Origin of the sequence: Arcanobacterium hippocoleae, from assembly GCF_031456295.1 — a bacterium.
Taxonomy (GTDB): Bacteria; Actinomycetota; Actinomycetes; order Actinomycetales; family Actinomycetaceae; genus Arcanobacterium_A; species Arcanobacterium_A hippocoleae.
Genome location: NZ_JAVDUJ010000001.1, coordinates 1,550,961 through 1,571,867 on the forward strand (window position 1 = coordinate 1,550,961; position 20,907 = coordinate 1,571,867).

Genomic DNA, 20,907 nt, shown 5'->3' on the forward strand with positions numbered 1-20,907 from the left:
ATGAAAATAGGCTGAGCGCGTTAAGTACCGTCAATAAGCAGTAAATCATTGACGGTACTTAATTGTTTTTTCTTGCAATGTTTCTGAGGTGAATATGGATCGTGATGCCGTGTATCAAAGCATCGTGCGAGATGCGATCTTCATCAAAGAGACATCTCAACTACGGCGCGCCCTTGAATCTTTCCCTGAGCAAGCAGGCTGTACCCTTTTCCTGCATCTTCGAGTGCGAATTTTTGCGTTACGATGTGTTGGTAATCGATTTTCCCTGCGGCAGCCATCTTGACTACTACTGGTAAATCTTGGCGGGTGCGGGCTCCGTAGGAGCCAAGAATCGACTGTGAACGCCGAACGGTGCGGTTGATTTCAACAGCCGCTGTCTGCACTCCTGCGCCCAGCCCGATCGGTACCATTCTGCCGCCGTCGCGCAATGCGTCAAGCGCGGAAGTCCATGTTTCTGGGCGCCCAAGCGCTTCAAAGGCTACATCTACGCCACGCCCGTGAGTGATTTCAAAGACGGCTGTGCGGACATCCTCCTGAGTTGAATTGATTGTGTGAGTAGCGCCAAGTTCTTTCGCGGCTTGTAGCTTTTCGTCGGCTACATCGATCGCGATTATTTGTGCTGCGCCAAATGCTTTTGCTACCTGGATAATATTTGAACCGATTCCACCAGTTGCAACTACTGCTACCGTTTCTCCGTAATGGAGATTTGCTCCGCGCCGTACGGCGCCGTATCCGGTGAGTGCAGCGCAGCCTAAAATTGCGCTAGCCGTCAAATCCATTCCGTGTTCAAGTACTGCGATTGAGGTGGCTGGGATGACGCAATATTCAGCGAGTGCCCCCATTGAATACATTGCAATTGGTTCACCGTCCACACCAAAGAGGCGCGTGTGGCCATCGTAAAGCTGCCCTTTTAGGCGATTCAAATCAAAGAACGGGGCGCAGAGGTCATCGCGGCCTGCGGCGCAAAATTCGCATTGCCCGCAAGGCATTAAAAAGGCGCCAGATACGTGTTGCCCGACTGCAAAGTTGAAGTGTTCGGTATTTGGTCCAATCTCAACGATTTCTCCAGTTACTTCATGCCCGAGTACTGCGGGGAGCGGGAAAGCGATTTTGCCGCCGATAACGTGTAAATCGGAATGGCACATGCCGCACGCTGTCACTTTGATCAGTACTTCACCGTCATTCGGGTGTGGGGTGCGAATCGTTTCAACTTGCAATCCGATTTCTGGATCGCGTAGTACGGCTGCGCGCATTGTTTCAGGGATTTCTTTGGACATTTCTTCCTCCATTGGAATAGAGCTGTAACAACAGGTGTTATCGTTCTTAGTTTATCTTTGTTACATACATTTGTCACTTAATATTCTAAAATGTTTGCTTAAGTATTTATTAATTATTACATATGCTTAACATTTGCATCTTTTAAGATTCGGGGGCTTTGCATCGCGGGCTGAGGTAATGTGAATTGTTCACGATCAGTTGTGAGTCACACTCGTGAGTAATTCTGTGAAAATACACAGCAGGTATTGTCATCAGTGAGGATCTGTTCTAAAGTAGTTGATGAGTAAATATCTTAGGTGTTACTGTTCGGCAGGCATGACGAAAGATAATAAGTTTATCTCAGTAGGATAGGATACGTAAGTTGCGTATCTGTGTGCTCAAAGGGGAGCTGAGTCGTGCCAAATTTACCTCGCGTCGTTCGGGTGTTGTCCAACAACGCAGTTTTGGCGTGCCTGCACGGTGCTGAGCTGGTTCTCGTTGGGCGGGGCATTGGATTTTCAAGATCAGTCGGAGATTTTATCGACACCGAAAGTATTCAGCATCGATTTGTGGAAGTCAGTCCTGACCGTGCTGCTTTTATGCAGTCAGCATCTAATCTTTCGCCCATCATTCTGACAACCATTAATGCCGCGCTTGATTTAGCCGGAGATTTACTGGGTGAACTGCACCCGTCAGTATATTTGGTGTTAGCTGATCATCTCGCCTTTGCAGTGCAACGCCAAAATGCAGGCGAATTGATCGAATCTAAAGTTTTTGGAGAGGTCAAAGCTGCTTTTCCAGCCGAATTTTCAGCGGCTGAATTAATGGTGCGCTATCTTAACTCGAATCTTGATACAGAACTGCCGCTGGATGAAGCGGCTTTTATTGCGCTGCATCTGAATGCGGCAATCACAGGAAAAACGGTGAAAGCTCCGCTGAGTAAGGCGAATATTCTTTCGTCACTCGTGGAATTTCTCGAAGATGAACTTCAGATAGCTCATGGAGCTGCTGATGATGACATGATTACAAGTCTATTACGGCTATCTCGGCGTGTGCGAAACGAAGAGTTTCGACGCAACGATGCCTCGAAATGTATTTCGTTGGCGATTCCACGTGAGACGAGCGTTGCAAGACAAATAATCAAAAAACTAGCTGGTGGAGAAATCCCAAAGAAAGCCGAAGGAGAGGTGGCTTACTTTGCAATGAAACTTCACGGCTGGCTCGATACACACAATGAAAGGAATTGAATCGTGAAAGGTTCATTTATGGAGAGCCTCCAACGGCTCGGTAAGGCGCTCATGGGTGCAGTGGCAGTGATGCCAGTGGCTGCAATCCTGATGGGTATTGGTTACTGGCTTGATCCAACAGGCTGGGGTGCAAATAATGTTGCAGCTGCGATATTGATCAAGGCTGGTGGCGCTGTTCTCGATAATCTTGGCTGGATTTTTGCAATCGCAATTTCATTCGGGCTTGCAAAAGATTCCAATGGTGCAGCAGCGCTTTCTGGTTTCCTTGGTTACGGTACGATCAAGCTTCTGCTTGCCGAAGGAACCGTAGCTGGCTATCAAGGAGTAGATCTTGCAAAGCTGAAGGAAGAGGGCGGTCAAGCGCTGCTCGACTGGAATTCGCATGGTTGGGCTGCAATCAACGATAAGAATGTGCTGATCGGGATTCTTGTCGGGATTCTTGCAGCTTGGGTTTACAATCGTTTCCATCGCGCAAAGTTGCCAGATTTCTTGGCATTCTTCTCTGGTCGTCGGCTCGTGCCGATCCTCACCTCGATTTTTGCAATCGCTCTTGCAGGGATCCTCTACTTGGTTTGGCCGATTGTTTACGGTGTGTTGTTCTCCTTCGGTCAGTGGCTCTATGGTTTAGGCGCTATTGGTGCAGGTCTTTATGGTGTGGCTAATCGTCTTTTGATCCCAACTGGTTTGCATCACGCTCTGAACCAGATCTTCTGGTTTGACGTTATCGGGATCAACGATATTGGTAAATTCCTCAAGGGTGGCGAAACCATCGAAGCAGCTAAGGCTGCTACTGATGCTGCCACTTGCCCTGGCGTCTGGACTGACGGTGTATGTACCGTTATTGGCGAAGTTGGTCGATACCAGGGTGGCTTCTTCCCAGTAATGATGTTTGGTTTGCCAGCCGCTGCGCTTGCAATTTACCTGCGTGCTGATAAGAGCAAGAAGAAGGCAATTGGTTCGCTGATGGCAGCTGGTGCACTTGCTTCGATCTTCACTGGCGTGACCGAACCACTCGAATTCTCCTTCATGTTCGTAGCTCCACTGCTTTATGGTGTACACGCAATTCTTACCGGTCTTGCAGTATTCATTGCAGCAACTTTCAAGTGGACTGCAGGCTTTGGCTTCTCCGCAGGTTTTGTAGATATGCTGCTTTCTTCGCAGAACCCGATCGCAAACCAGTGGTACATGTTACTGCTGCAAGGCATTGTTTTCGCCGTAATTTACTTCGTGATCTTCTACTTCTTGATTGGCGCGCTCAATCTTAAGACCCCAGGTCGTGGTGATGACGACGATGCAAATGCACAATTGAAGTCTGATGCTCCGCTTTCCGATGTGGCTACGAAGATTATTGCTGGTCTTGGCGGTATCGAAAATGTTGACACACTCGATTACTGTGCTACCCGTCTGCGCACAATCGTGAAGGATTACACGAAGGTGAACGAAAATACGATCAAGGAAGCTGGCGTGGCTGGTGTGATTCGTCCATCTCAGAAGGCAGTGCAGGTTGTGATTGGTCCGAAAGTCCAGTTTGTATACGATGAAGTGGCTGATCAGCTTCGCGCCAGTGACGCACAGCTAAACGGTGAGCAGGCTTTTTAAGTTGCTGAATCACCGCTGCATTTAAGCGTGATCATGCATTGATACTCGCTATCACTCATAATTTTCAGGCTGGGTTAGATTGAGCTGGGTCGGCTCTCAGCAGCTAGCCCAGCCTGAAAAATGAAAACTAAATTCGAAAGGAATAACGACGATGTTCTTTGGGCGTAGCAAGAAAGTCCAGTTGATCCAGCCTTTTGCGGGCAAGATCGTGGGGTTGAGTGAGGTGCCAGATGAAATGTTTGCACAAAAAATGCTTGGTGACGGTTTTGCGGTAGAGCCAAGTGCAGATTCATTTGATGTGGTGGCTCCAATTTCGGGCACTTTATTGAAAGTGTTCAGCTCGCTTCATGCTTTTGCGATGAAGAGCGATGAAGGGCTGGAAATTTTAGTACACATCGGGCTAGAGACAGTTGAACTAAAGGGTGCAGGTTTTACTGAACTGGCACACACTGGAGAGCACGTTGCAGCAGGTACTCCCGTCGTACATGTAGACGGAGCAAAAGTAAAAGCTGCCGGATACAATCTCGTTACTCCAGTAGTTCTCACAAATCAAGCGCAGGTAAAGAGTATTGCGATTAACTCTGAGGGTGCGCAGGTAACTCTAAATTAATTAAAGGTAATTTGAAAAACTTAAACTTTCAGCACCAGCCGGATTAAGATCTGAAGTTAAATTTTAGTGCGGCTCTGGTGCAGTCGTGTCACGATTCACGGATGATTTTGGTGGATCTAAAAAATAAGGGGAAACAATGTATTCAAAGCAGGCAACTGTGGCAGCAAAACTCGGATTGCATGCACGCCCGGCAGCAGCATTCTCTCGTGCCGCTGCACAGACCGGGAAAGATATTACGATCAGTCTTGGTGAAAATTCTGCTGATGCTGCAAGTCTACTTGAGGTAATGACGCTCGGGGCAAATTGTGGCGATGTCGTCACGCTGAGTGGTGCAGAAGATGCGATCGCAGCAATCGACGAACTTGTAGATTTTATCGAAAACCAGGAGTGAAAAATAATGAGTGGTGAGGAAGCGGCACCAGATTTTCGCGGTATTGGCGTGTCTCCGGGCACTGTATTTGGACCAGCCTACTTAGTGGCAGAACCGATTGGCGTAGATGCTGCTGAACCTGCAGGCAGTGCCGCTGACGCGCCAAAAGTAGCGCAAGCATATCAAGATGTTGCAGCTGAGCTGGATGAGCTGGCTGCCCGGCGTGAGGGCGAATTTGCCGAGATCCTTGCGATGACCGCTGATCTTGCGCGCGATAAAGGCTTATTGAAATCCACTTTGAAGCAGCTTGAACTGGGCAAAGGCGTGACGGCAGCGGTGTATAACGCGGTTGCGGAATACGCGCTGATGCTGGAAAGCATCGGTGGATATATGGCTGAGCGAGTTACTGATTTGCAGTCTATTCGTGATCGCGTAATTGCAAAACTGCGCGGTGTGCCAGCTCCTGGCGTGGCGCATTTCGCTGAGCCTGGGGTGGTGGTTGCAAAAGATCTTTCTCCTGCGCAAACAGCCGATTTTGATTTATCTAAAGTTTTAGCGATTGTGACTGAATTTGGCGGCCCGACTTCGCATACTGCGATTTTAGCGGCAACGCTGGGGATTCCTGCCGTTGTGGCAGCGCCAGAGGTAACGAAAATCGCTGCCGGAAGTGGTGTGCTCGTGGACGGGCGGACGGGAAGCGTCTGGGCTGATCCGGATCCCGAATTTGTCCAAGCACAACTTGTTGCTGCCCAAAAACGCGAAGAGTTTTTGGCATCCACTACCGGGGACGGGCAGACGGCTGACGGTATGCCCGTAGCGTTGAAGGTAAATATCGGCACGCTTGCCGATGCGCAAAAACTGCATGAAGCTGATGTGCAAGGCGTGGGGTTGCTACGCACAGAATTTATGTTTCTCACTGGGGCGCAAGCGCCTTCAATTGACGCGCAGGAATCAAATTTCCGTGGAATTTTAGAGGCTTTTGCCGGGAAGCCCGTCACTGTGCGGACTCTTGATATTGGTGCAGATAAGCCAGTGCCTTTTATTGACCAAAGCGGAGAAGAGAATCCAGCTCTCGGACAGCGCGGGATTCGTTTGTGCCAGGCAAATCAGGAGCTCTTGGACGTGCAGCTGAGCGCATTGGGAAATGTAGCAAAAGAGAATACACGTGTGATGGCGCCAATGGTTGCTACGGTTGCGGAGGCAAAGTGGTTTGCTGAGTTAGCTCGTGCGAAAGGAATTGCAAATGTTGGAATCATGATCGAGACTCCAGCTGCAGCGATCCAGGCACGGCGGTTAATGGAACGCGCTGATCTTGATTTCGTATCGATTGGTACAAATGACCTCACGCAGTATGTGATGGCAGCTGACAGGCTGCATCCAGCACTTACTGAATTGAATGATCCGTGGCAAGTGGCAGTACTTGAATTGATTCGTGGAATTTGTGAAGCGGGTCAAGCTACCGATACACATATTGGCGTATGTGGAGAAGCGGCGGGCGATCCAATTCTTGCCTTGGTTCTTGTGGGCTTGGGAGTATATTCCTTGTCAATGTCGGCGGCGAAAGTACCGGCGGTGCGTGCAGCGTTGGCACGGCATACTTTGGCACAGTGCCAAGAGCTTGCCCGGATCGCGCTTGCCGCAGATTCAGCATCTGAGGCGAAAGCTAGTGTTTCTGCGCAGATTGCAGAAACTGTAGCGCTTTGCGGGTGATTCTCTTTGGGGTGCGTTACTAAAGTGTGAGCTACTTTAGTGCGGGAAAATCCGAAGTGTAATAATCAAATACGGAAAATGACGGAGCGGGAGTGCGATTTTATGCGTACTGCCGCTCCGTCATTTGCAATAATTCTGATTTAAGCGATTATTCCGCGAGAATGTGCGCAATATTGAAAAGGCAAAGAAATTTTCGGGGTGGCGCAATGTAGAGTTGTGGTGAAGAAAGATATTTGCGAATTGCACGTCTTGGTGCACCAGAAAGAATAGTGAGGGTCTTAGATGGGGGCAGGATATCAAGCAGTAGCGCCGCTCTCACAAGAGCGTGTGGTGGAAATTCTCAAGCGCATGGATCTGATTTATTTCATTGATTCGGCTGGAGATTTGGGAATGTTTATCAATGAGTGCGTGGTGTGGTTTAGTTTCCACGGGGCTGATGACGGGATTTTATTGCTCCAGGCTGATCCATTCCGTGATATTCCGATCGCAGAGCTTGCGCAATTCCGGCGGTTTATAAATCACTGGAATGCAAAGACGTTCTGGCCGCGTGTGTATCCGTCAATCAATGATGACGGCATCGTGCGGGCTCGTTGTGATTATGCATTGGATTGTGTTGAAGGCGTGACGGATGCGCAGATTGAAGCAAATCTCTTCGTATTTTTCTCAACCTTGCGCGATTTTTATCAACAGCTTGATGCAAAGCGGAAGAATAACTGGCAGTGATTGCGCGAAGCTCCGCGCTGATAAAAAAAGAAGGGTGCATGAAATGAACTTAGAATACGGTGAAATTACTACGCCGATATCGATTGAGCGGATTCGGCGAATTTTTGATACAGAAGGTTGGGGGTATGAATTAGCAGGTTCGCAGATCCAAACCGGTTTTCGCGGAATGCCATTGGTAGTGACGTATTTTCCCGAGCATGATCGGCTCGATTTTACTGCGACTATTGTTGCTGAATCTCTGAATCGGGAAGAGAATGCGATCCTTGATTTTATTGAAGAATGGCATCGCACTAAAGTTGTTCCGAAAGCTTATTTGCATGAAAATGCGGAAGGTGAAAAGATCCTGCAGCTTGAGCAGATTTTGATCTTTTCAGATTCGCAGCAGATAGCTTTTGGAGCGACGGATGCGCAGCTTGATCATGCATTGCGGAATTTCATTTTTGCTGCATTAGCATTTCGCGATGAATTTTTCGAATCTCTTGGGACGAAAAACTAAATTCCGCTGCAAGGATAATTTCTCGCGTGCATTGCACGGCTAGATCGGCAAAGCAAATAATTTGCATACTAGTTGTTCAATAAGCCTTTAATCTCATCACAGCTGCTGGTGTGATGCGTCAGCACCACTTAATAAATACAATTATTAGCTCATTTATGGAGCTGATGTGGATATTGAATTTATTTGTATTTTGCAGTGATCAGATGCTTAACACGGTGTGAGCGTGGCTTGTGCGGCAGTCGGCGCTTAAATAATTTACGCCGTCGTGCCCGATATTGCGGAAGATTATCTTTGTGAATCGTGGGGCGGATTTCTTCCTCAGCAAGTTCATGGTCGGTATGCTGCAACTCTTTATAGAAACCATACATTGCCAGCGCAAGCACCACAGCAAAAGGCAAGCCCATGATCACAGCAGCTGATTGTAAAGCCGGAATACCGCCAACTACAAGCATCCCAACCGTGAGCAAACCCGTCACTAATGCCCAGAATATTCTGAGCCAGCCAGCTGCATCTTCGGCTGGATCACTGCATTCTGTGCATAAATTTGCCATCACTAAAGCGCCCGAATCAGCTGAAGTAACGTAAAAAAGCAAACCCACCAATGTGGCTAAAACGATAATGATCGGAGCAAGTGGAAGTTGTGTTAAAAGTTGATAAAGCCCCAGTTCGGGAGATTTTAGTGTGGCTTCGCCAAAAGCTTTCCCGGCAGCACTATTTCGGATGTGATCAATCGAGGCATTTCCGAAAATAGAAATCCAAAACACAATATAAAACAGTGGGATCGAAGTAGCTCCAAGCACAAATTGCCGAATCGTTCGTCCATAGGAAATCCGTGCTAAAAACATTCCCACAAATGAAGCCCAGGCGACCCACCAAGCCCAAAAGAAAAGTGTCCAGGAATTCTTCCAGAGATCTGCATCTGCCCAAGCCATAGTGTCCATCGTCATGGATGGGAAAGCGGCAGCTAAATCGCCAATATTCATCACGAGTGCATTTAGGAGCAGATCTGTGCGGGAATAAACCAATACCCACAGTAACAGGAATAAGGCTCCATACACGTTGAGCAGCGAAAGGAATTTCATTCCTTTCGTGATCCCGACAGTAGCTGAAATAGTAGCCATGATGATTGCGAGCGAAATAAGCAGGATTTGTGCAGGTAACCCTTTTTGGATCCCCAGGATCAAATTCAAACCGACATTTATCTGTACCACCCCGATCCCGAGCGTGGCTGCAACACCAAAGACGGCTCCAATAATGGCAGCACCGTCCACAATATCGCCAATAATTCCAGACATTCGCTGCTTCCCAAAAATTGGTTCAAGCATCGTCCGTGCAGCAATTGGACGATGACGGCGATACGTGTAATACCCTAAAACCATTCCTACCAGGGCATACATGGCCCAACCAGTCAGGCCATAATGGAAAATTGCCCAGATTGGAGCTTGCTTCGCGGCGATGTCGGTACCTCCAGAAATGAGCGGAGGATGGAGATATTGCGCCACTGGCTCGGCGACGGCAAAGAACATTAAATCTGTGCCGATCCCCGCCGCAAAAAGCATTGATGCCCAGGCAAGATTTGAATATTCGGGCTGCGCAGTTGCCGGACCAAAACGGAGCCGTCCATATTTGGAGAATGCCACGAGATAGATAAATACCACTACGAGCGTGCCGAGCAAGATATAAAACCAGCCAAACCATTTACCGATCCAAGCAGTTGTGGTACCAAGTACGTTTGCGGCACTGGTGGGGCTGATCAGCGTCCAGAGCGCGATTGCAATGATAATGGATCCTGCACTTGCGAAAACTTTCTTGCGCAGTGTTTTTGGCATGAATGCTCCTCAAACGGAAAGCTAAATAGTTGATAACCGCGCATCAGCGTAAGTAGTACGCAAATACGCGTTGGAACGAGAATAATGCCAGTCTACCGGATGGCAATTATCTAGTTACGTGCTGTATCGGCAATATTCGCTTTAACTTGTATTTAGGAAGTGCAATGGAACATCGTGAGTTTTCGGAGGAGCAAATTTTGGGAAGAAAAGTAAAATCCAGCCGGTAGACTCTGATAAAACAGAACCTACCGGCTGAAATTTTAATTATCGCTGATGTGGCATATCGCATGCGGCGAATCAATCAGAATTACGAATCGCAATAGCATGCTTTGCCGCAATGCGTAACTGCCTGACTGGATTACAAGCGAATCGAATAATCGAAAGCACTGATTGCGGCTTTTGCGCCAGCGCCAAGTGCCACCACGACCTGCTTGAATGGTGTATCAGTGACATCGCCTGCCGCGAATACTCCTGGAAGCGAAGTCATCAACTGCTCATCCACCACGATCCCGCCACGATTGAGGTGCAGGATATCAGATACCCATTCAGAATTTGGGATCAGCCCAATTTGCACGAAAATTCCGTTTACGTTTACAGACTGAGTTTTCCCGTCTGCATCTGTGTATTCCAAAGCCGTTACTTCCGTACCATCACCTTTTACTGCTGACACTTTTGCAGAAGTGATCACAGTAGTATTCGGCAGCGAATTTAGCTTCTTCTGCAGCACATCGTCAGCCTTCAGCTCGGGCATCATTTCCACGACAGTGACATGCGTAGCTAAGCCTGCCAAATCAATTGCGGCTTCAATTGCTGAGTTCCCGCCACCAATGACGGCCACCGGTTTGCCCTTAAAGAGCGGACCATCGCAATGCGGGCAGAACGAAACGCCACGATTACGATAGTCATCTTCACCGGGAACGCCAGTAGTGCGATAACGTGCGCCCGTGGCAATGATCACTTGCTTTGCACGTAGTGTGGCATCACCAAAATCGACTGCGAATAAGCCGCTCGAATCCTGCTCATGGAGCTTGGTAGCAATTAAGCCGCTGAGAATCTCTACGCCATAATGCCGCATCGATACTTCAAGCTCGCCAGCCAGCCCAGGGCCAGTTACAGACTTAGTGACAGCCAGGTTTTCAATCGTTGCAGTATCGAGCACCTGCCCGCCCACGCGTTCTCCAGCCATCGCTACACGCAATCCCTTACGTGCTGAATAAATCGCAGCAGTAGCGCCAGCTGGACCGCCACCAACTACAAGCACATCAAACGGGGCAAGCTGGTTCAGCCGCTCCGCTCTTTTCGCGTCTGAGGAAGTATCGAGTTTGGAGATGATTTGCGCCAGATCCATCCGACCTTGCCCGAAGAGCTTGCCGTCCATGAAAATAGTTGGCACTGATTTGATCCCAAGCTTCTGAATTTCGGCTTGATTTGCACCGCCTTCCACAGCGGTATGAGTAATTCCGGAATTCAGTACCGCAAGCGCATTCAGTGCTTGCACCACCGTCGGGCAATTCTGGCAAGTAAGCGACATGTATGTGACGAATTCGTGCGGTTGATCAATCGCTGCCGCCGCATCAAGTACTTCCTGATCTGCGCGCACTGGATGCCCGCCGACCTGTACCAGAGCAAGCACGAAGCTTGTAAATTCCTCTCCCATCGGCAAACCGGCAAAACGTACAGCTACTTCTGGCGCACCTTCTCGCACAATTGCGAATGACGGTGTACGCACTGTGCTTTCACCGTCATTCGCACCCTTACCAAGCACTTCAGTAAAAGTGACGAGATCGGAAAGCGCGGCTGTTTGCTGTAGCATTTCCCGCATCTGGGTGCTGCGCTTTGAATCGTCGAGAGTAGCTTCCAAACGGATCGGTAGCTTGATATTCGTCATCACTGAGCCGAGTTGGCTCAACGTAGACTGATCGAGAAACATGAATAATCCTTATCAGAGGCTGATGAGCAGTGACTTAGAGCTTGCCGGAAAGATCGAAGGAAGGCGCGAGAGTTTCCTCGCCCTCTTCCCACTTTGCTGGGCAGACTTCCCCTGGATGGGTGTAGATGTATTGAGCTGCCTTGACTTTCCGTAAGAGTTCGGAAGCGTTGCGGCCAACGCCTTCAGAAGTGGTTTCAACGTACTGGATCACGCCTTCTGGATCAATGACGATCGTGGAGCGATCTGCCGCGCCTTCACCTGGGCGGAGGGTTTCAAATGCTGCTGAGATTTCGCATGTTGGATCCCCAACCATTGCGAACTTGATCTTGCCGATACGCTCGGAAGAATCATGCCAGGCTTTGTGTGAGAAATGCTTATCGGTGGAGACGGAGTAAACTTCTACACCAAGTTTCTGGAATTCGTCATAATGCTCAGCCATATCTTCGAGTTCGGTGGGGCACACGAAAGTGAAATCGGCTGGGTAGAAGAAGAGGATCGCCCACTTCCCGGCATAATCTTGTGCGGAAACTTTCGTAAAATCGCCGTTCAGGTATGCGTGGCCGCTCCAATCAGCAGCTTTGGTGTTGATCAAAGACATAATGTTCCTTTCGGTTGGTTTGTTTACTTTTATTTTCTAATTGTAGTTCTATTATTACTTCTTTTTTGGAATAATTCCAGAAAAGAGCTGGTTCCGATAAGCTTGAAATCAGCTCAAATGCAATTGAATTGATGATTTATCGGCTATTTCTCGCGAAAGTCAAAAGAATTTTCAGCAGTTTTTGAAATGGGTGCGATTTTTCACTCGTTCGCCGATGGCGCAGATGCGGTATGAAAATATCGAGTCGATCCTCGCCTCATATTAACTGCGCTTATGGCACGGGTACTGCTACCGGGCGGCTCCCGGCCATCGTAATATGTGTTTCCACTTCAAAAACTTCTTCTAATACTTGTGGTTGCATCACCTCAAGCGGTGTCCCGTCAGCCACTACACGCCCATTCTTCATCGCAATAAGCCTATCTGCATATGCGGCAGCAATATTGATATCGTGGATCACCATCACAATGGAGACGTCATTTTGGCAAATTTCCCACAGGTGCCGCATCAGATCGCGTGAATTACGCAGGTCAAGACTGGAAAGTGGCTCATCGAGAAGAATGTGCTTTGCCCCCTGAGCGAGTGTCATTGCAATAAATGCGCGCTGCCGTTGCCCGCCAGAAAGCTGATCCAAAAAACGCCCGGAGTATTTGGTGAGATTCGCCCATTCCAGCACACGCGCCGCGATTTCTTCATCTTCCGGGCGAATTCGGCCATGATTATGTGGATGACGGCCAAGCATCACTAATTCGGTGACCGTCAGCCGCACCGTCATGTGATTTTCTTGCCGCAATACGGCAAGACTTTTGGCAAGCTCTGCAGTGTGCCAATCTGCCAGCGCGACCCCATCGATTGCGACGGTGCCATGCTGCAGCTCCTGCAGCCGTCCGATCCCAGAAAGCAATGTAGATTTACCGGCACCATTTGGCCCGATCAATGCCGTCAGACCGTGATCCGGGAGGGTTAAGGAGACGTTATCAACTACTGGTTCTTGCCCATAACTCATCGTCACATTTTGTAGCTCGATCATGAGCGCACCTCTTTCAAAATTAACGTCAGCAGCAATACGCCGCCCACAAATTCAAGTACGACGGGAAGTACAGTGGATTGGTCAAGCACAAATTCGAGTACTGCCTGACCGCCGACCAATACGCAAATTCCGATGAAAATTGAACCGGGAATCAGGTATTCAAGGGCGTCGCTACGCAAAATATAGACTGCAATATTTACTACGAGCAGTCCGAAAAACATTAGCGGGCCGACAAGCGCTGTTGCACAAGCTACCAGCAGACTTGAGATTCCAAGAGCGATTTTTACTGCTCGGGTGTAGTTTAGTCCGAGCGGGATGGCAATTGTGCGGCCAAGTGCAAGCACATTCCAATCGTGCGCCTGCCACATGATTACGCATAATGCGGCAATCGTGATCAAGCTGGTAATGAGCAGGGCGGGCTGATTGATTGTTGCAAACGAAGCCATCCCGAGATCTTGTACATTTTGAAATTCGTTTGGATCCATGATCGCCGAAAGCATTGCGGTGATCGAACGCAGCAGTGTGCCGAAAACGATACCTACCAGCACCAGTACGTGGATCCGATCTGAGCCGCGGCGGATCATCGAAGTAAAAAGGATGACGGCGCCAAGCATCATTAAACCTGCCTGGATCGCAAATACTGCTGTGGGGTTCCAGAGCTCAACTACTTCAGAAGTGAAGCAAAAAATCAATAGGGTGGCAATGAGCCGATAAAGCGAATCGAATCCCATGATCGACGGGCTGAGGATCCGATTTTGTGTCACTACCTGGAAAACTACTGTCGATGCAGATAATGCCGTCGCCACCACGATCAATCCCAATAAGCGAGGTAAGCGCAGCGGGCCGATAATCTCCCAATATGCCAGCGCGTCATAAGTGGCGAAGAAGCTAGAGAAAGCTATCGCGAGAAATGCCAGGAGGAGGACGCGAAACCGCACTTTTCGTTTTCTTGCAGTTAGTGTCTGATGAATGAGCAGTGAATTTGTCAGTTCATGGGAAGATGTTTGCGTCATGATGGAATTTGTGATGGTGGGCTGAGTGATTTTCGATTCTTCAGTGACGGTTTGTGATTCAGTGTGTTTAGTGGGCATGAGCAAAACTCCGCAAGAGGAATACGAGAAATAAAAGTGCGCCAATCACACCCATTACGGTGCCGACGGCAATTTCGGCAGGAGCAATCAGGGTGCGTCCAAGGGTGTCTGCTAAAAGTACAAAGCAGGCTCCGCCAATCGCGACCAATGGTAGGGAGCGGCGCAGATAATCGCCCATGATGAGTGAGACGAGATTCGGGATCACGAGTCCGAGGAAGGGGAGAGCTCCGGCGATCACTGTTGTGATTCCGGTGGTGATTGCTACGAGAATAAGTCCAAGGAGGGTGGTGCGGTTGTGGTTGACACCAAGGTTTGTGGCAAGTTCTTTTCCCAGGCCGATGACGGTAAACCGGTCTGCGTATAAATAGATTACGATTGCCACTCCGGCGACGATCCACAGCAGCTCGTAGCGTCCTGAAATGATGCCGGAAAAATCACCGAGTTCCCATGCAGCGACGGTGCCTTGGAGGCTAAATTCCCATGCGAGTAAAGTAGCGCCCGCGCCAATGATCCCTGAAAGCACGATGCCAAGTAGTGGAACGACGATCAGATCGCGCTTCGGGGTAGCGTTGATGAGCGCTATTAAGAGCATCGAGCCGATGAGCGCAAAGATGATTGCTACGAGCATCTTCGTAAATATTTCAGCGCCCGGGGCAAGGATGGTGACGATGAGGACCCCGAAAATTGCTGATTCAGTAACGCCAGTAGTGGAAGGCTCGACGAAACGATTTTGCACTAGCATCTGCATTAGGAGGCCGGCAACAGCCATTGCGGATCCGGCAAGAGCGGCGGCTGCGGTGCGGGGAATTCGTGAACCGAAAAAGACCATTAATTGATCGCTGTTGGCGTTACCGGAAATCAGATCAAGTACTGTAAGTTCGCTGGATCCGGTGAAAATTGACCAGATTGCGAGTGAGAAAAGGATCAGCACGCCCAGACCAGTAGCGAGAATGCTGCGGGAATAACGTGCTGTTGCGGTGGGGTGTGGCATAAATTATTTTCTTTGCTGTGCTCAATTAACTGTTGCAGATTTTGGTGGGAGCACTTCTAGCTTGCTCCCACCAAAATCTTTGTATTTCAGCTTATTTTTTCCGAAATGCTGAGCTTGTTGGTTTTCCGTGCGGCAAATTTACTTCAGTGCCGCGTTGACCTCATCAAGCATTGCGAGGAAGTTGTTTGCGCCCGTCATGACGATGTACCAGCGTTCTGGTGTGAGATAAGTGATGTGCTTGTTTTTCGCTGCCGGGGTGGCGTTCACAAACTCGTTATCGAGTACTTTTTCGGCGGTAACCCCTGGGTCTACCTTGCCTACTGCGGCATCGCGATCAACGGCAAAAATGTAATCTGGATTGAGTTCCTTGATTGTCTCGAAGGAAATCTTTGCACCCTTGTGGCCTTCGTCAGCGTTTGTATCCCGCAATTCTGAGAAGCCGAAGACGGACCAGATTGGTGCCCAACGTGACTTCACCCCGTGCATTGAAACTTCGCCAGCGTTCGTCATCAAAACCATTGCCGAGCCTTTATCTTTTGCGGCATTCTGATACTTTGCGACGGCGTCGTCGATCTTCTTTGCGGCTGCTTTAGCAGCTTCATTCTTGCCCAGGGCTTGCCCGACAACTTTGACGTTATTTACTACATCTGCTACGTAGGTGTCAGCGTTCCAGTCTGCCTTGATATTGACGGTTGGGAAGTTCTTTGCAACTTCGTCGTAAAGTTTTGCGGTGCGTCCGCCGATGAGCACTAGGTCTGGCTTTAGCTTTGCGATTGCTTCAAAATCTGGCTCTTTCAACGTGCCGACATTTTCTGCCTTGGAATAATCTATGCCTTCGTTATCCTTGAGCCAGGTGGGAACAGATTTGGTTGGCACGCCGACCACTTTATCGCCTGCGCCGATGGCATCAATGGTGTCGAGTACGCCCATATCCAGTACGACGATGCGTTTTGGTTCGGCTTTGATTTCAGTTTCCCCAGAGCTGTGTTTTACTTTCACTGGGAAGGTGTTAGCTTCTTGCTTACTTTCAGCGGTTTTAGCATCTTTTGCCGGCGCATCTTTTGTGGTGTTAGTGCTTGTGGAGCAGCCGCTGAGGAAAAGTGCGGCAGCAAGGGTGGACGCGGCAAGTTTCGCGAAGGATTTCATTGTCTCTCCGTGTAGATAGTGTCGTATAGATGTTTATTGCGCTTTATTAGCTGTGAACTCATGGATCCATAAAGTATTTACGCAATATGTATGTGATGTAATTACTAGCTTAGGTTATCCTAATTAAAATCTAAATGAAAGAACTGAAGTTGAAAGTGGCTGCAGTCACTCTGTAAATCTGCTGATAGGTTAAGGAAATGCAGATTTGGAAAACTATCTGAAGTGTTTGTCTTTCGTATGGAAACAGAAACAGAAGTGGTATCTTAAAAGGGTTAGCAATTCTTAAATAATCAAGTAGTCTTTCGCAGTGACGCGAAATGTGCACAAGAGCAGAAGCAGATCTGGAAATCGTGCTTGACGGCGGGCTGCTGATTATTCGTCGGAAGAAAAGAGAGTCATAAATGTCTGATGAACTGTTCGATGTTGTGCGTCAATTTCGCGTACAAGGTGATCCGGTAGAAATCGAACCTTATGGTGACGGTCATATTAATCGCACCTATAAAGTAGAGACGACACAAAAAAACTATATTTTGCAACAAATTTCCACCTCAACTTTCAAAGATATCGAAAATTTGATGCGAAACATCGTATTAGTGACGAAATTTTTACGCGAAAAAGGTGAAGAAACTCTACATTTTCAGCCCGTTTTAGCTACCGGAAAGTATTATTTGGAAACCCCTGAAGGAAAAGTTTTCAGGATTTACGAAATGATCGAAGGGGCGCTCTCGTATAATCTCGTATCTGATGCGGCGATTTTTGAAAAAACTGGTGAAGCATTTGGTGCTTTCCAAAAAACACTCGCCGATTTTGATGCGAGTAAATTGACGGAAACGATTCCACAATTCCACGATACGCCAAAGCGTTTCCGTGATTTCCAGGCAGCCGTTGCGCGTGATACGGCTGGGCGGGTGGAAACTTGCCGCGAAGAAATTGCGTTTTTTATGGAGCACGCCGATAAATATGACATTGTGATGCAGGCGATCCGCGCCGGAGAAGTGCCCCTGCGGGTAACTCATAACGACACAAAACTGAATAATGTGCTAATCGATGCGGAAAGTGCTGAAGTGCGCGCAATAATCGATTTGGATACGGTAATGCCCGGATCGTTACTTTTTGATTTTGGCGATTCGCTCCGCTTTGGCGCATCGTCTGCATTAGAAGATGAACCCGATGTGTCCAAAGTGCATTTTGTGCCAGAGCTATATCTCGCCTACGCGCGTGGTTTTCTTACGCAAACTGCAGCTTCATTGACTGAACGCGAAATCGAGCTGTTACCATTCTCGGCATGGTTAATGACGGTTGAGTGCGGAATGCGTTTCCTTGCTGATTATCTTGATGGCGACGTTTATTTCGCGACTAAATATCCAGAACATAATCTGGTGCGCGCACGCACTCAGATCGCGCTTGCACAGGAAATGGCTGCGCACGAGGCGCAGAGCCTGGCGCAAACGCGTGAACTGATTGCAGCTAGCTGAGTTTTTCCCAATCTGCGATTCCGCCGTCAACCACATGAAATAAGGGGTTTGGCAAGATGTCTTGATTTTGCCACAATTTTTCCTGCAGTGTTGCTGGTGAACGCTGGGAAAGCTTTTTCCAGAGCCAATTGTGCTCGTATGCGAGTTGTCCATTGCTGACGGTGATTTTTCCCGTCAGCAATAACTCGTTTGCTACCGCTTGGGGGACCCGGATTTTAGTGGCATCGAAATTGTAACCACGCGTGGATGCTTCGCGATGAATCGTATGCAGGTAGGTGCCGATGGCTGCTAATGGGGTGGCGTGCTCGCGAAATCGCTGCAGTTGTGGGTGGTGTTTGTAACCTTTTGTTAGCCCTTGTAATACTTTCTGTGCGAGCAGTGTTTCGCGCCAACACGCGAGTAAACCAGCACGGTCAAGATAGGCAGGGTGAATACTCCAAATGCGCATGTGGAGATTCTAGCGGAGAAAATGCGTGATCGTTTGGAACGGGCGGAATAAAAATACTGTGCGGCGCGAGGGTGGCTGTGCAGTTACGAAGTGTGGTGTGATAAATGGCTATCTCGTCACCTTTTCAGGAATTTTTGCGGTGAAATGTTCAATTTTTAAACCAAAAGTGAGAGACTATGCCAGTAAGTAAAGTGACATTTCTTTTTTCGCATGCGCCGATAAGGCGTTGGTAGCACTCAGTTTTATGTCATTTTCCGCACTCTAATGGAGAAAATACTTATGTCTTCACATGCATCCATGCAGGCAAGTAAAGAAAAGAGCCCGATTAAAGAGCTCACAATCCGCGGAGTGATTCTCGGCGGTTTGATCACCCTCGTATTTACTGCTGCAAACGTTTATCTCGGGCTGAAAGTTGGACTTACTTTCGCCACCTCGATTCCAGCAGCTGTTATTTCAATGGCGATTTTGCGGAAATTTGCAGACCATACCGTTATTGAAAACAATATTGTGCAGACAATTGCATCTGCTGCCGGTACACTTTCGGCAATCATTTTCGTGCTTCCCGGTTTGATCATGATTGGTTACTGGACGGGTTTTAATTACTGGGAGACGGCACTTGTTTGCGCAATTGGCGGGATCCTTGGCGTGACGTATTCGATTCCGCTGCGCCGGGCACTCGTGACTGGCTCAGATTTGCCTTATCCGGAAGGCGTTGCGGCTGCGGAAGTGCTGAAAGTGGGTGATACGCATGGGTCGGCTGAAGAAAACAAGCGCGGTCTGAAAGTAATTATTGGCGGTTCACTCGTTTCAGCCGGATATCAGTTGCTCGTTTCGCTAAAGGTTGCGGCTGGTTCGATAGCTAAATATTTCCATGTGGGCGCCGGTGGTACGATGGTGGCCAGCAGCCTTTCGCTTGCCCTCATTGGCGTAGGGCATCTTGTCGGCGTAGCCGTCGGTATTGCGATGATCGTTGGTGTGCTCATTTCTTTTGGCGTGCTTTTACCGGTATTCACACAAAATGTGGCTGGATTATCAGCTGATGTAGTTGCAGATTTGCCAAGCCTGGTAGATACCGTTTTTGCAAACAATGTGCGTTTCGTTGGTGCCGGGGCAATGGCTGTTGCAGCCGTCTGGACGCTGCTGAAAATTATTTTGCCAATCATCAAAGGGATTAAAGAATCAATTGCTTCTTCCCAGAAACGAAATGCTGGCGAAGAAGTTGATCTCACCGAGCGCGATATTCCATTTTCTGTAGTAGCTGGTGTAACTCTTGCTTCAATGATTCCGGTGGGGATTTTGCTCTGGCTCTTCGTGAAAGATACGCCAATTTCGCATCACACAGGCGCTTTGATCGCCCTATCGATTATCTTTGTCCTGCTTATCGGGCTGATTGTGGCTTCGATCTGCGGTTATATGGCTGGTTTGATCGGCGCTTCGAATAGCCCGATTTCTGGAGTCGGTGTGATCGTAGTGCTTGCTGCGGCGCTGCTGATAAAAGTAGTGACAGGCAGCGAAGCTGATTCAAATGCTGATGCGTTGATCGCCTATACGCTCTTTACTGCGTCCGTCGTTTTCGGAATCGCCACGATTTCAAATGATAATCTGCAAGATTTGAAGACGGGGCAGCTCGTGGGAGCAACTCCGTGGAAACAGCAAGTAGCGCTGATTATTGGGGTTGTTTTCGGTTCGTTGATCATTCCACCAGTGCTGCAATTGATGCATGCTGCATTTGGCTTTGCTGGCGCGCCGGGCGCAGGTGAAAATGCATTGGCTGCTCCGCAAGCGCAACTGCTTTCTTCGATTGCGAAAGGTGTGCTTTCTGGTGATTTGCGTTGGGACCTGGTCGGTATTGGTGCAATTATCGGTATCGTGATCTGCGTTGTGAACGAAGTACTGATTATGAATACCAGAAATTCTGCGCGCAAGCTAAGCTTGCCGCCGCTCGCGGTCGGAATGGGAATGTATCTTCCAATGTCGTTGACTGTGCTGATTTCCGTTGGTGCATTCATTGGGTTGGCCTATGATAAGTGGGCTGCACGGAAGCGTAATGCGGAAGCGAAGAAGCGTCTTGGCGTATTGTTGGCGACTGGTTTGATCGTGGGTGAATCATTGTATGGTGTGCTAAACGCAGGAATTATTGCTGGTTCTGGTAGTGAATCGCCGTTGGCAATTATGCCTGACGGGTTTGCTGGATGGGATCAGCTCACTGGCGTAGTCGTCTTTATTGCGATGATTGTACTCAGCTACAAGTGGGTGCAGCATCTGGCGCAAGGAATCAAAGCGGACGCGAAGTGAGCGCGTAATGAAAGCGCTATCGGCGTAAATTGAGTGCATAAAGAGTGCACGCAAGCTGGGGTAGC

General features: G+C 48.7%; 18 protein-coding genes. 9 read left to right on the forward strand and 9 right to left on the reverse strand.

The window, feature by feature from the left end; all coding sequences use genetic code 11:
- Positions 1 to 143: 143 nt before the first annotated feature.
- The gene (locus J2S36_RS06545) at positions 144 to 1,277 is read right to left on the reverse strand and encodes a zinc-binding dehydrogenase (RefSeq protein WP_309956719.1); all 1,134 of its coding nucleotides are present in this window, start codon (positions 1,275 to 1,277) and stop codon (positions 144 to 146) included.
- Between the two features lie 396 nt (positions 1,278 to 1,673).
- Here J2S36_RS06545 and J2S36_RS06550 point away from each other — a divergent pair, with 396 nt between their 5' ends.
- The 7 genes from J2S36_RS06550 to J2S36_RS06580 all read left to right on the forward strand — a co-directional run bounded on the left by J2S36_RS06550 (position 1,674) and on the right by J2S36_RS06580 (position 8,012).
- Entirely contained in the window at positions 1,674 to 2,504 is an 831-nt protein-coding gene (locus J2S36_RS06550; RefSeq protein ID WP_309956721.1) for a PRD domain-containing protein, read from the forward strand.
- Between the two features lie 3 nt (positions 2,505 to 2,507).
- Positions 2,508 to 4,103, forward strand: coding sequence for an N-acetylglucosamine-specific PTS transporter subunit IIBC (gene nagE / locus J2S36_RS06555; protein ID WP_309956723.1), 1,596 nt, complete (start codon positions 2,508 to 2,510; stop codon positions 4,101 to 4,103).
- A 151-nt stretch (positions 4,104 to 4,254) separates the two neighbouring features.
- On the forward strand, positions 4,255 to 4,713 hold the full coding sequence (locus J2S36_RS06560) for a PTS sugar transporter subunit IIA (protein WP_309956725.1): 459 nt from the start codon (positions 4,255 to 4,257) through the stop codon (positions 4,711 to 4,713).
- 136 nt (positions 4,714 to 4,849) lie between these two features.
- A complete protein-coding gene (locus J2S36_RS06565; RefSeq protein WP_309956727.1) occupies positions 4,850 to 5,104 on the forward strand; it encodes an HPr family phosphocarrier protein in 255 nt (84 codons plus the stop codon).
- Positions 5,105 to 5,110: 6 nt separating this feature from the next.
- Positions 5,111 to 6,793 carry a phosphoenolpyruvate--protein phosphotransferase gene (gene ptsP / locus J2S36_RS06570; RefSeq protein WP_309956729.1) on the forward strand — a complete coding sequence of 561 codons (1,683 nt, stop codon included), beginning with the start codon at positions 5,111 to 5,113 and terminating at the stop codon, positions 6,791 to 6,793.
- Positions 6,794 to 7,075: 282 nt separating this feature from the next.
- Positions 7,076 to 7,516: a type III secretion system chaperone family protein gene (locus tag J2S36_RS06575; protein WP_309956731.1), complete on the forward strand. Its 441-nt coding sequence runs from the start codon at positions 7,076 to 7,078 to the stop codon at positions 7,514 to 7,516.
- A gap of 43 nt (positions 7,517 to 7,559) precedes the next feature.
- Positions 7,560 to 8,012 carry a type III secretion system chaperone family protein gene (locus J2S36_RS06580; RefSeq protein WP_309956734.1) on the forward strand — a complete coding sequence of 151 codons (453 nt, stop codon included), beginning with the start codon at positions 7,560 to 7,562 and terminating at the stop codon, positions 8,010 to 8,012.
- A 179-nt stretch (positions 8,013 to 8,191) separates the two neighbouring features.
- On the opposite strand, the gene J2S36_RS06585 is transcribed toward J2S36_RS06580, so the two are convergent.
- The 7 genes from J2S36_RS06585 to J2S36_RS06615 form a co-directional block, all read right to left on the reverse strand.
- Positions 8,192 to 9,841: a BCCT family transporter gene (locus J2S36_RS06585; protein ID WP_309956736.1), complete on the reverse strand. Its 1,650-nt coding sequence runs from the start codon at positions 9,839 to 9,841 to the stop codon at positions 8,192 to 8,194.
- 358 nt (positions 9,842 to 10,199) lie between these two features.
- Positions 10,200 to 11,771, reverse strand: coding sequence for an alkyl hydroperoxide reductase subunit F (ahpF, locus tag J2S36_RS06590; protein WP_309956737.1), 1,572 nt, complete (start codon positions 11,769 to 11,771; stop codon positions 10,200 to 10,202).
- Between the two features lie 34 nt (positions 11,772 to 11,805).
- Positions 11,806 to 12,369, reverse strand: coding sequence for an alkyl hydroperoxide reductase subunit C (gene ahpC / locus J2S36_RS06595; RefSeq protein ID WP_309956739.1), 564 nt, complete (start codon positions 12,367 to 12,369; stop codon positions 11,806 to 11,808).
- Between the two features lie 271 nt (positions 12,370 to 12,640).
- Positions 12,641 to 13,396 (reverse strand): iron ABC transporter ATP-binding protein, encoded by a 756-nt coding sequence (locus J2S36_RS06600; protein WP_309956741.1) that lies wholly within the window; start codon positions 13,394 to 13,396, stop codon positions 12,641 to 12,643.
- Entirely contained in the window at positions 13,393 to 14,487 is a 1,095-nt protein-coding gene (locus J2S36_RS06605; RefSeq protein ID WP_309956743.1) for an iron chelate uptake ABC transporter family permease subunit, read from the reverse strand. The genes J2S36_RS06600 and J2S36_RS06605 overlap by 4 nt, the downstream gene beginning before the upstream one ends.
- A complete protein-coding gene (locus tag J2S36_RS06610; protein ID WP_309956745.1) occupies positions 14,477 to 15,478 on the reverse strand; it encodes an ABC transporter permease in 1,002 nt (333 codons plus the stop codon). The genes J2S36_RS06605 and J2S36_RS06610 overlap by 11 nt, the downstream gene beginning before the upstream one ends.
- A 138-nt stretch (positions 15,479 to 15,616) precedes the next feature.
- Positions 15,617 to 16,624, reverse strand: coding sequence for a siderophore ABC transporter substrate-binding protein (locus J2S36_RS06615; RefSeq protein ID WP_309956747.1), 1,008 nt, complete (start codon positions 16,622 to 16,624; stop codon positions 15,617 to 15,619).
- 401 nt (positions 16,625 to 17,025) lie between these two features.
- Between J2S36_RS06615 and J2S36_RS06620 the strand changes: the two genes are divergently transcribed.
- On the forward strand, positions 17,026 to 18,099 hold the full coding sequence (locus tag J2S36_RS06620) for a phosphotransferase enzyme family protein (RefSeq protein ID WP_309956749.1): 1,074 nt from the start codon (positions 17,026 to 17,028) through the stop codon (positions 18,097 to 18,099).
- Here the strand turns inward: J2S36_RS06620 and J2S36_RS06625 are convergent.
- Positions 18,092 to 18,547 carry a pyrimidine dimer DNA glycosylase/endonuclease V gene (locus J2S36_RS06625; protein WP_309956750.1) on the reverse strand — a complete coding sequence of 152 codons (456 nt, stop codon included), beginning with the start codon at positions 18,545 to 18,547 and terminating at the stop codon, positions 18,092 to 18,094. The genes J2S36_RS06620 and J2S36_RS06625 overlap by 8 nt on opposite strands.
- Before the next feature lie 279 nt (positions 18,548 to 18,826).
- On the opposite strand from J2S36_RS06625, the gene J2S36_RS06630 reads away from it, so the two are divergent.
- Complete coding sequence (locus J2S36_RS06630) at positions 18,827 to 20,842, forward strand: OPT family oligopeptide transporter (RefSeq protein WP_309956752.1); 2,016 nt, start codon at positions 18,827 to 18,829, stop codon at positions 20,840 to 20,842.
- The last annotated feature ends 65 nt before the right edge of the window (positions 20,843 to 20,907 follow it).

Excerpts from the sequence above, each read along its gene's own strand:
- J2S36_RS06545 (WP_309956719.1), bottom strand. The coding sequence starts at position 1,277 with ATGTCCAAAGAAATCCCTGAAACAATGCGCGCAGCCGTACTACGCGAT.
- J2S36_RS06560 (WP_309956725.1), top strand. The coding sequence starts at position 4,255 with ATGTTCTTTGGGCGTAGCAAGAAAGTCCAGTTGATCCAGCCTTTTGCG.
- J2S36_RS06565 (WP_309956727.1), top strand. The coding sequence starts at position 4,850 with ATGTATTCAAAGCAGGCAACTGTGGCAGCAAAACTCGGATTGCATGCA.
- ptsP (WP_309956729.1), top strand. The coding sequence starts at position 5,111 with ATGAGTGGTGAGGAAGCGGCACCAGATTTTCGCGGTATTGGCGTGTCT.
- J2S36_RS06575 (WP_309956731.1), top strand. The coding sequence starts at position 7,076 with ATGGGGGCAGGATATCAAGCAGTAGCGCCGCTCTCACAAGAGCGTGTG.
- J2S36_RS06580 (WP_309956734.1), top strand. The coding sequence starts at position 7,560 with ATGAACTTAGAATACGGTGAAATTACTACGCCGATATCGATTGAGCGG.
- J2S36_RS06585 (WP_309956736.1), bottom strand. The coding sequence starts at position 9,841 with ATGCCAAAAACACTGCGCAAGAAAGTTTTCGCAAGTGCAGGATCCATT.
- ahpF (WP_309956737.1), bottom strand. The coding sequence starts at position 11,771 with ATGTTTCTCGATCAGTCTACGTTGAGCCAACTCGGCTCAGTGATGACG.
- ahpC (WP_309956739.1), bottom strand. The coding sequence starts at position 12,369 with ATGTCTTTGATCAACACCAAAGCTGCTGATTGGAGCGGCCACGCATAC.
- J2S36_RS06600 (WP_309956741.1), bottom strand. The coding sequence starts at position 13,396 with ATGATCGAGCTACAAAATGTGACGATGAGTTATGGGCAAGAACCAGTA.
- J2S36_RS06605 (WP_309956743.1), bottom strand. The coding sequence starts at position 14,487 with ATGCCCACTAAACACACTGAATCACAAACCGTCACTGAAGAATCGAAA.
- J2S36_RS06610 (WP_309956745.1), bottom strand. The coding sequence starts at position 15,478 with ATGCCACACCCCACCGCAACAGCACGTTATTCCCGCAGCATTCTCGCT.
- J2S36_RS06615 (WP_309956747.1), bottom strand. The coding sequence starts at position 16,624 with ATGAAATCCTTCGCGAAACTTGCCGCGTCCACCCTTGCTGCCGCACTT.
- J2S36_RS06620 (WP_309956749.1), top strand. The coding sequence starts at position 17,026 with ATGTCTGATGAACTGTTCGATGTTGTGCGTCAATTTCGCGTACAAGGT.
- J2S36_RS06625 (WP_309956750.1), bottom strand. The coding sequence starts at position 18,547 with ATGCGCATTTGGAGTATTCACCCTGCCTATCTTGACCGTGCTGGTTTA.
- J2S36_RS06630 (WP_309956752.1), top strand. The coding sequence starts at position 18,827 with ATGTCTTCACATGCATCCATGCAGGCAAGTAAAGAAAAGAGCCCGATT.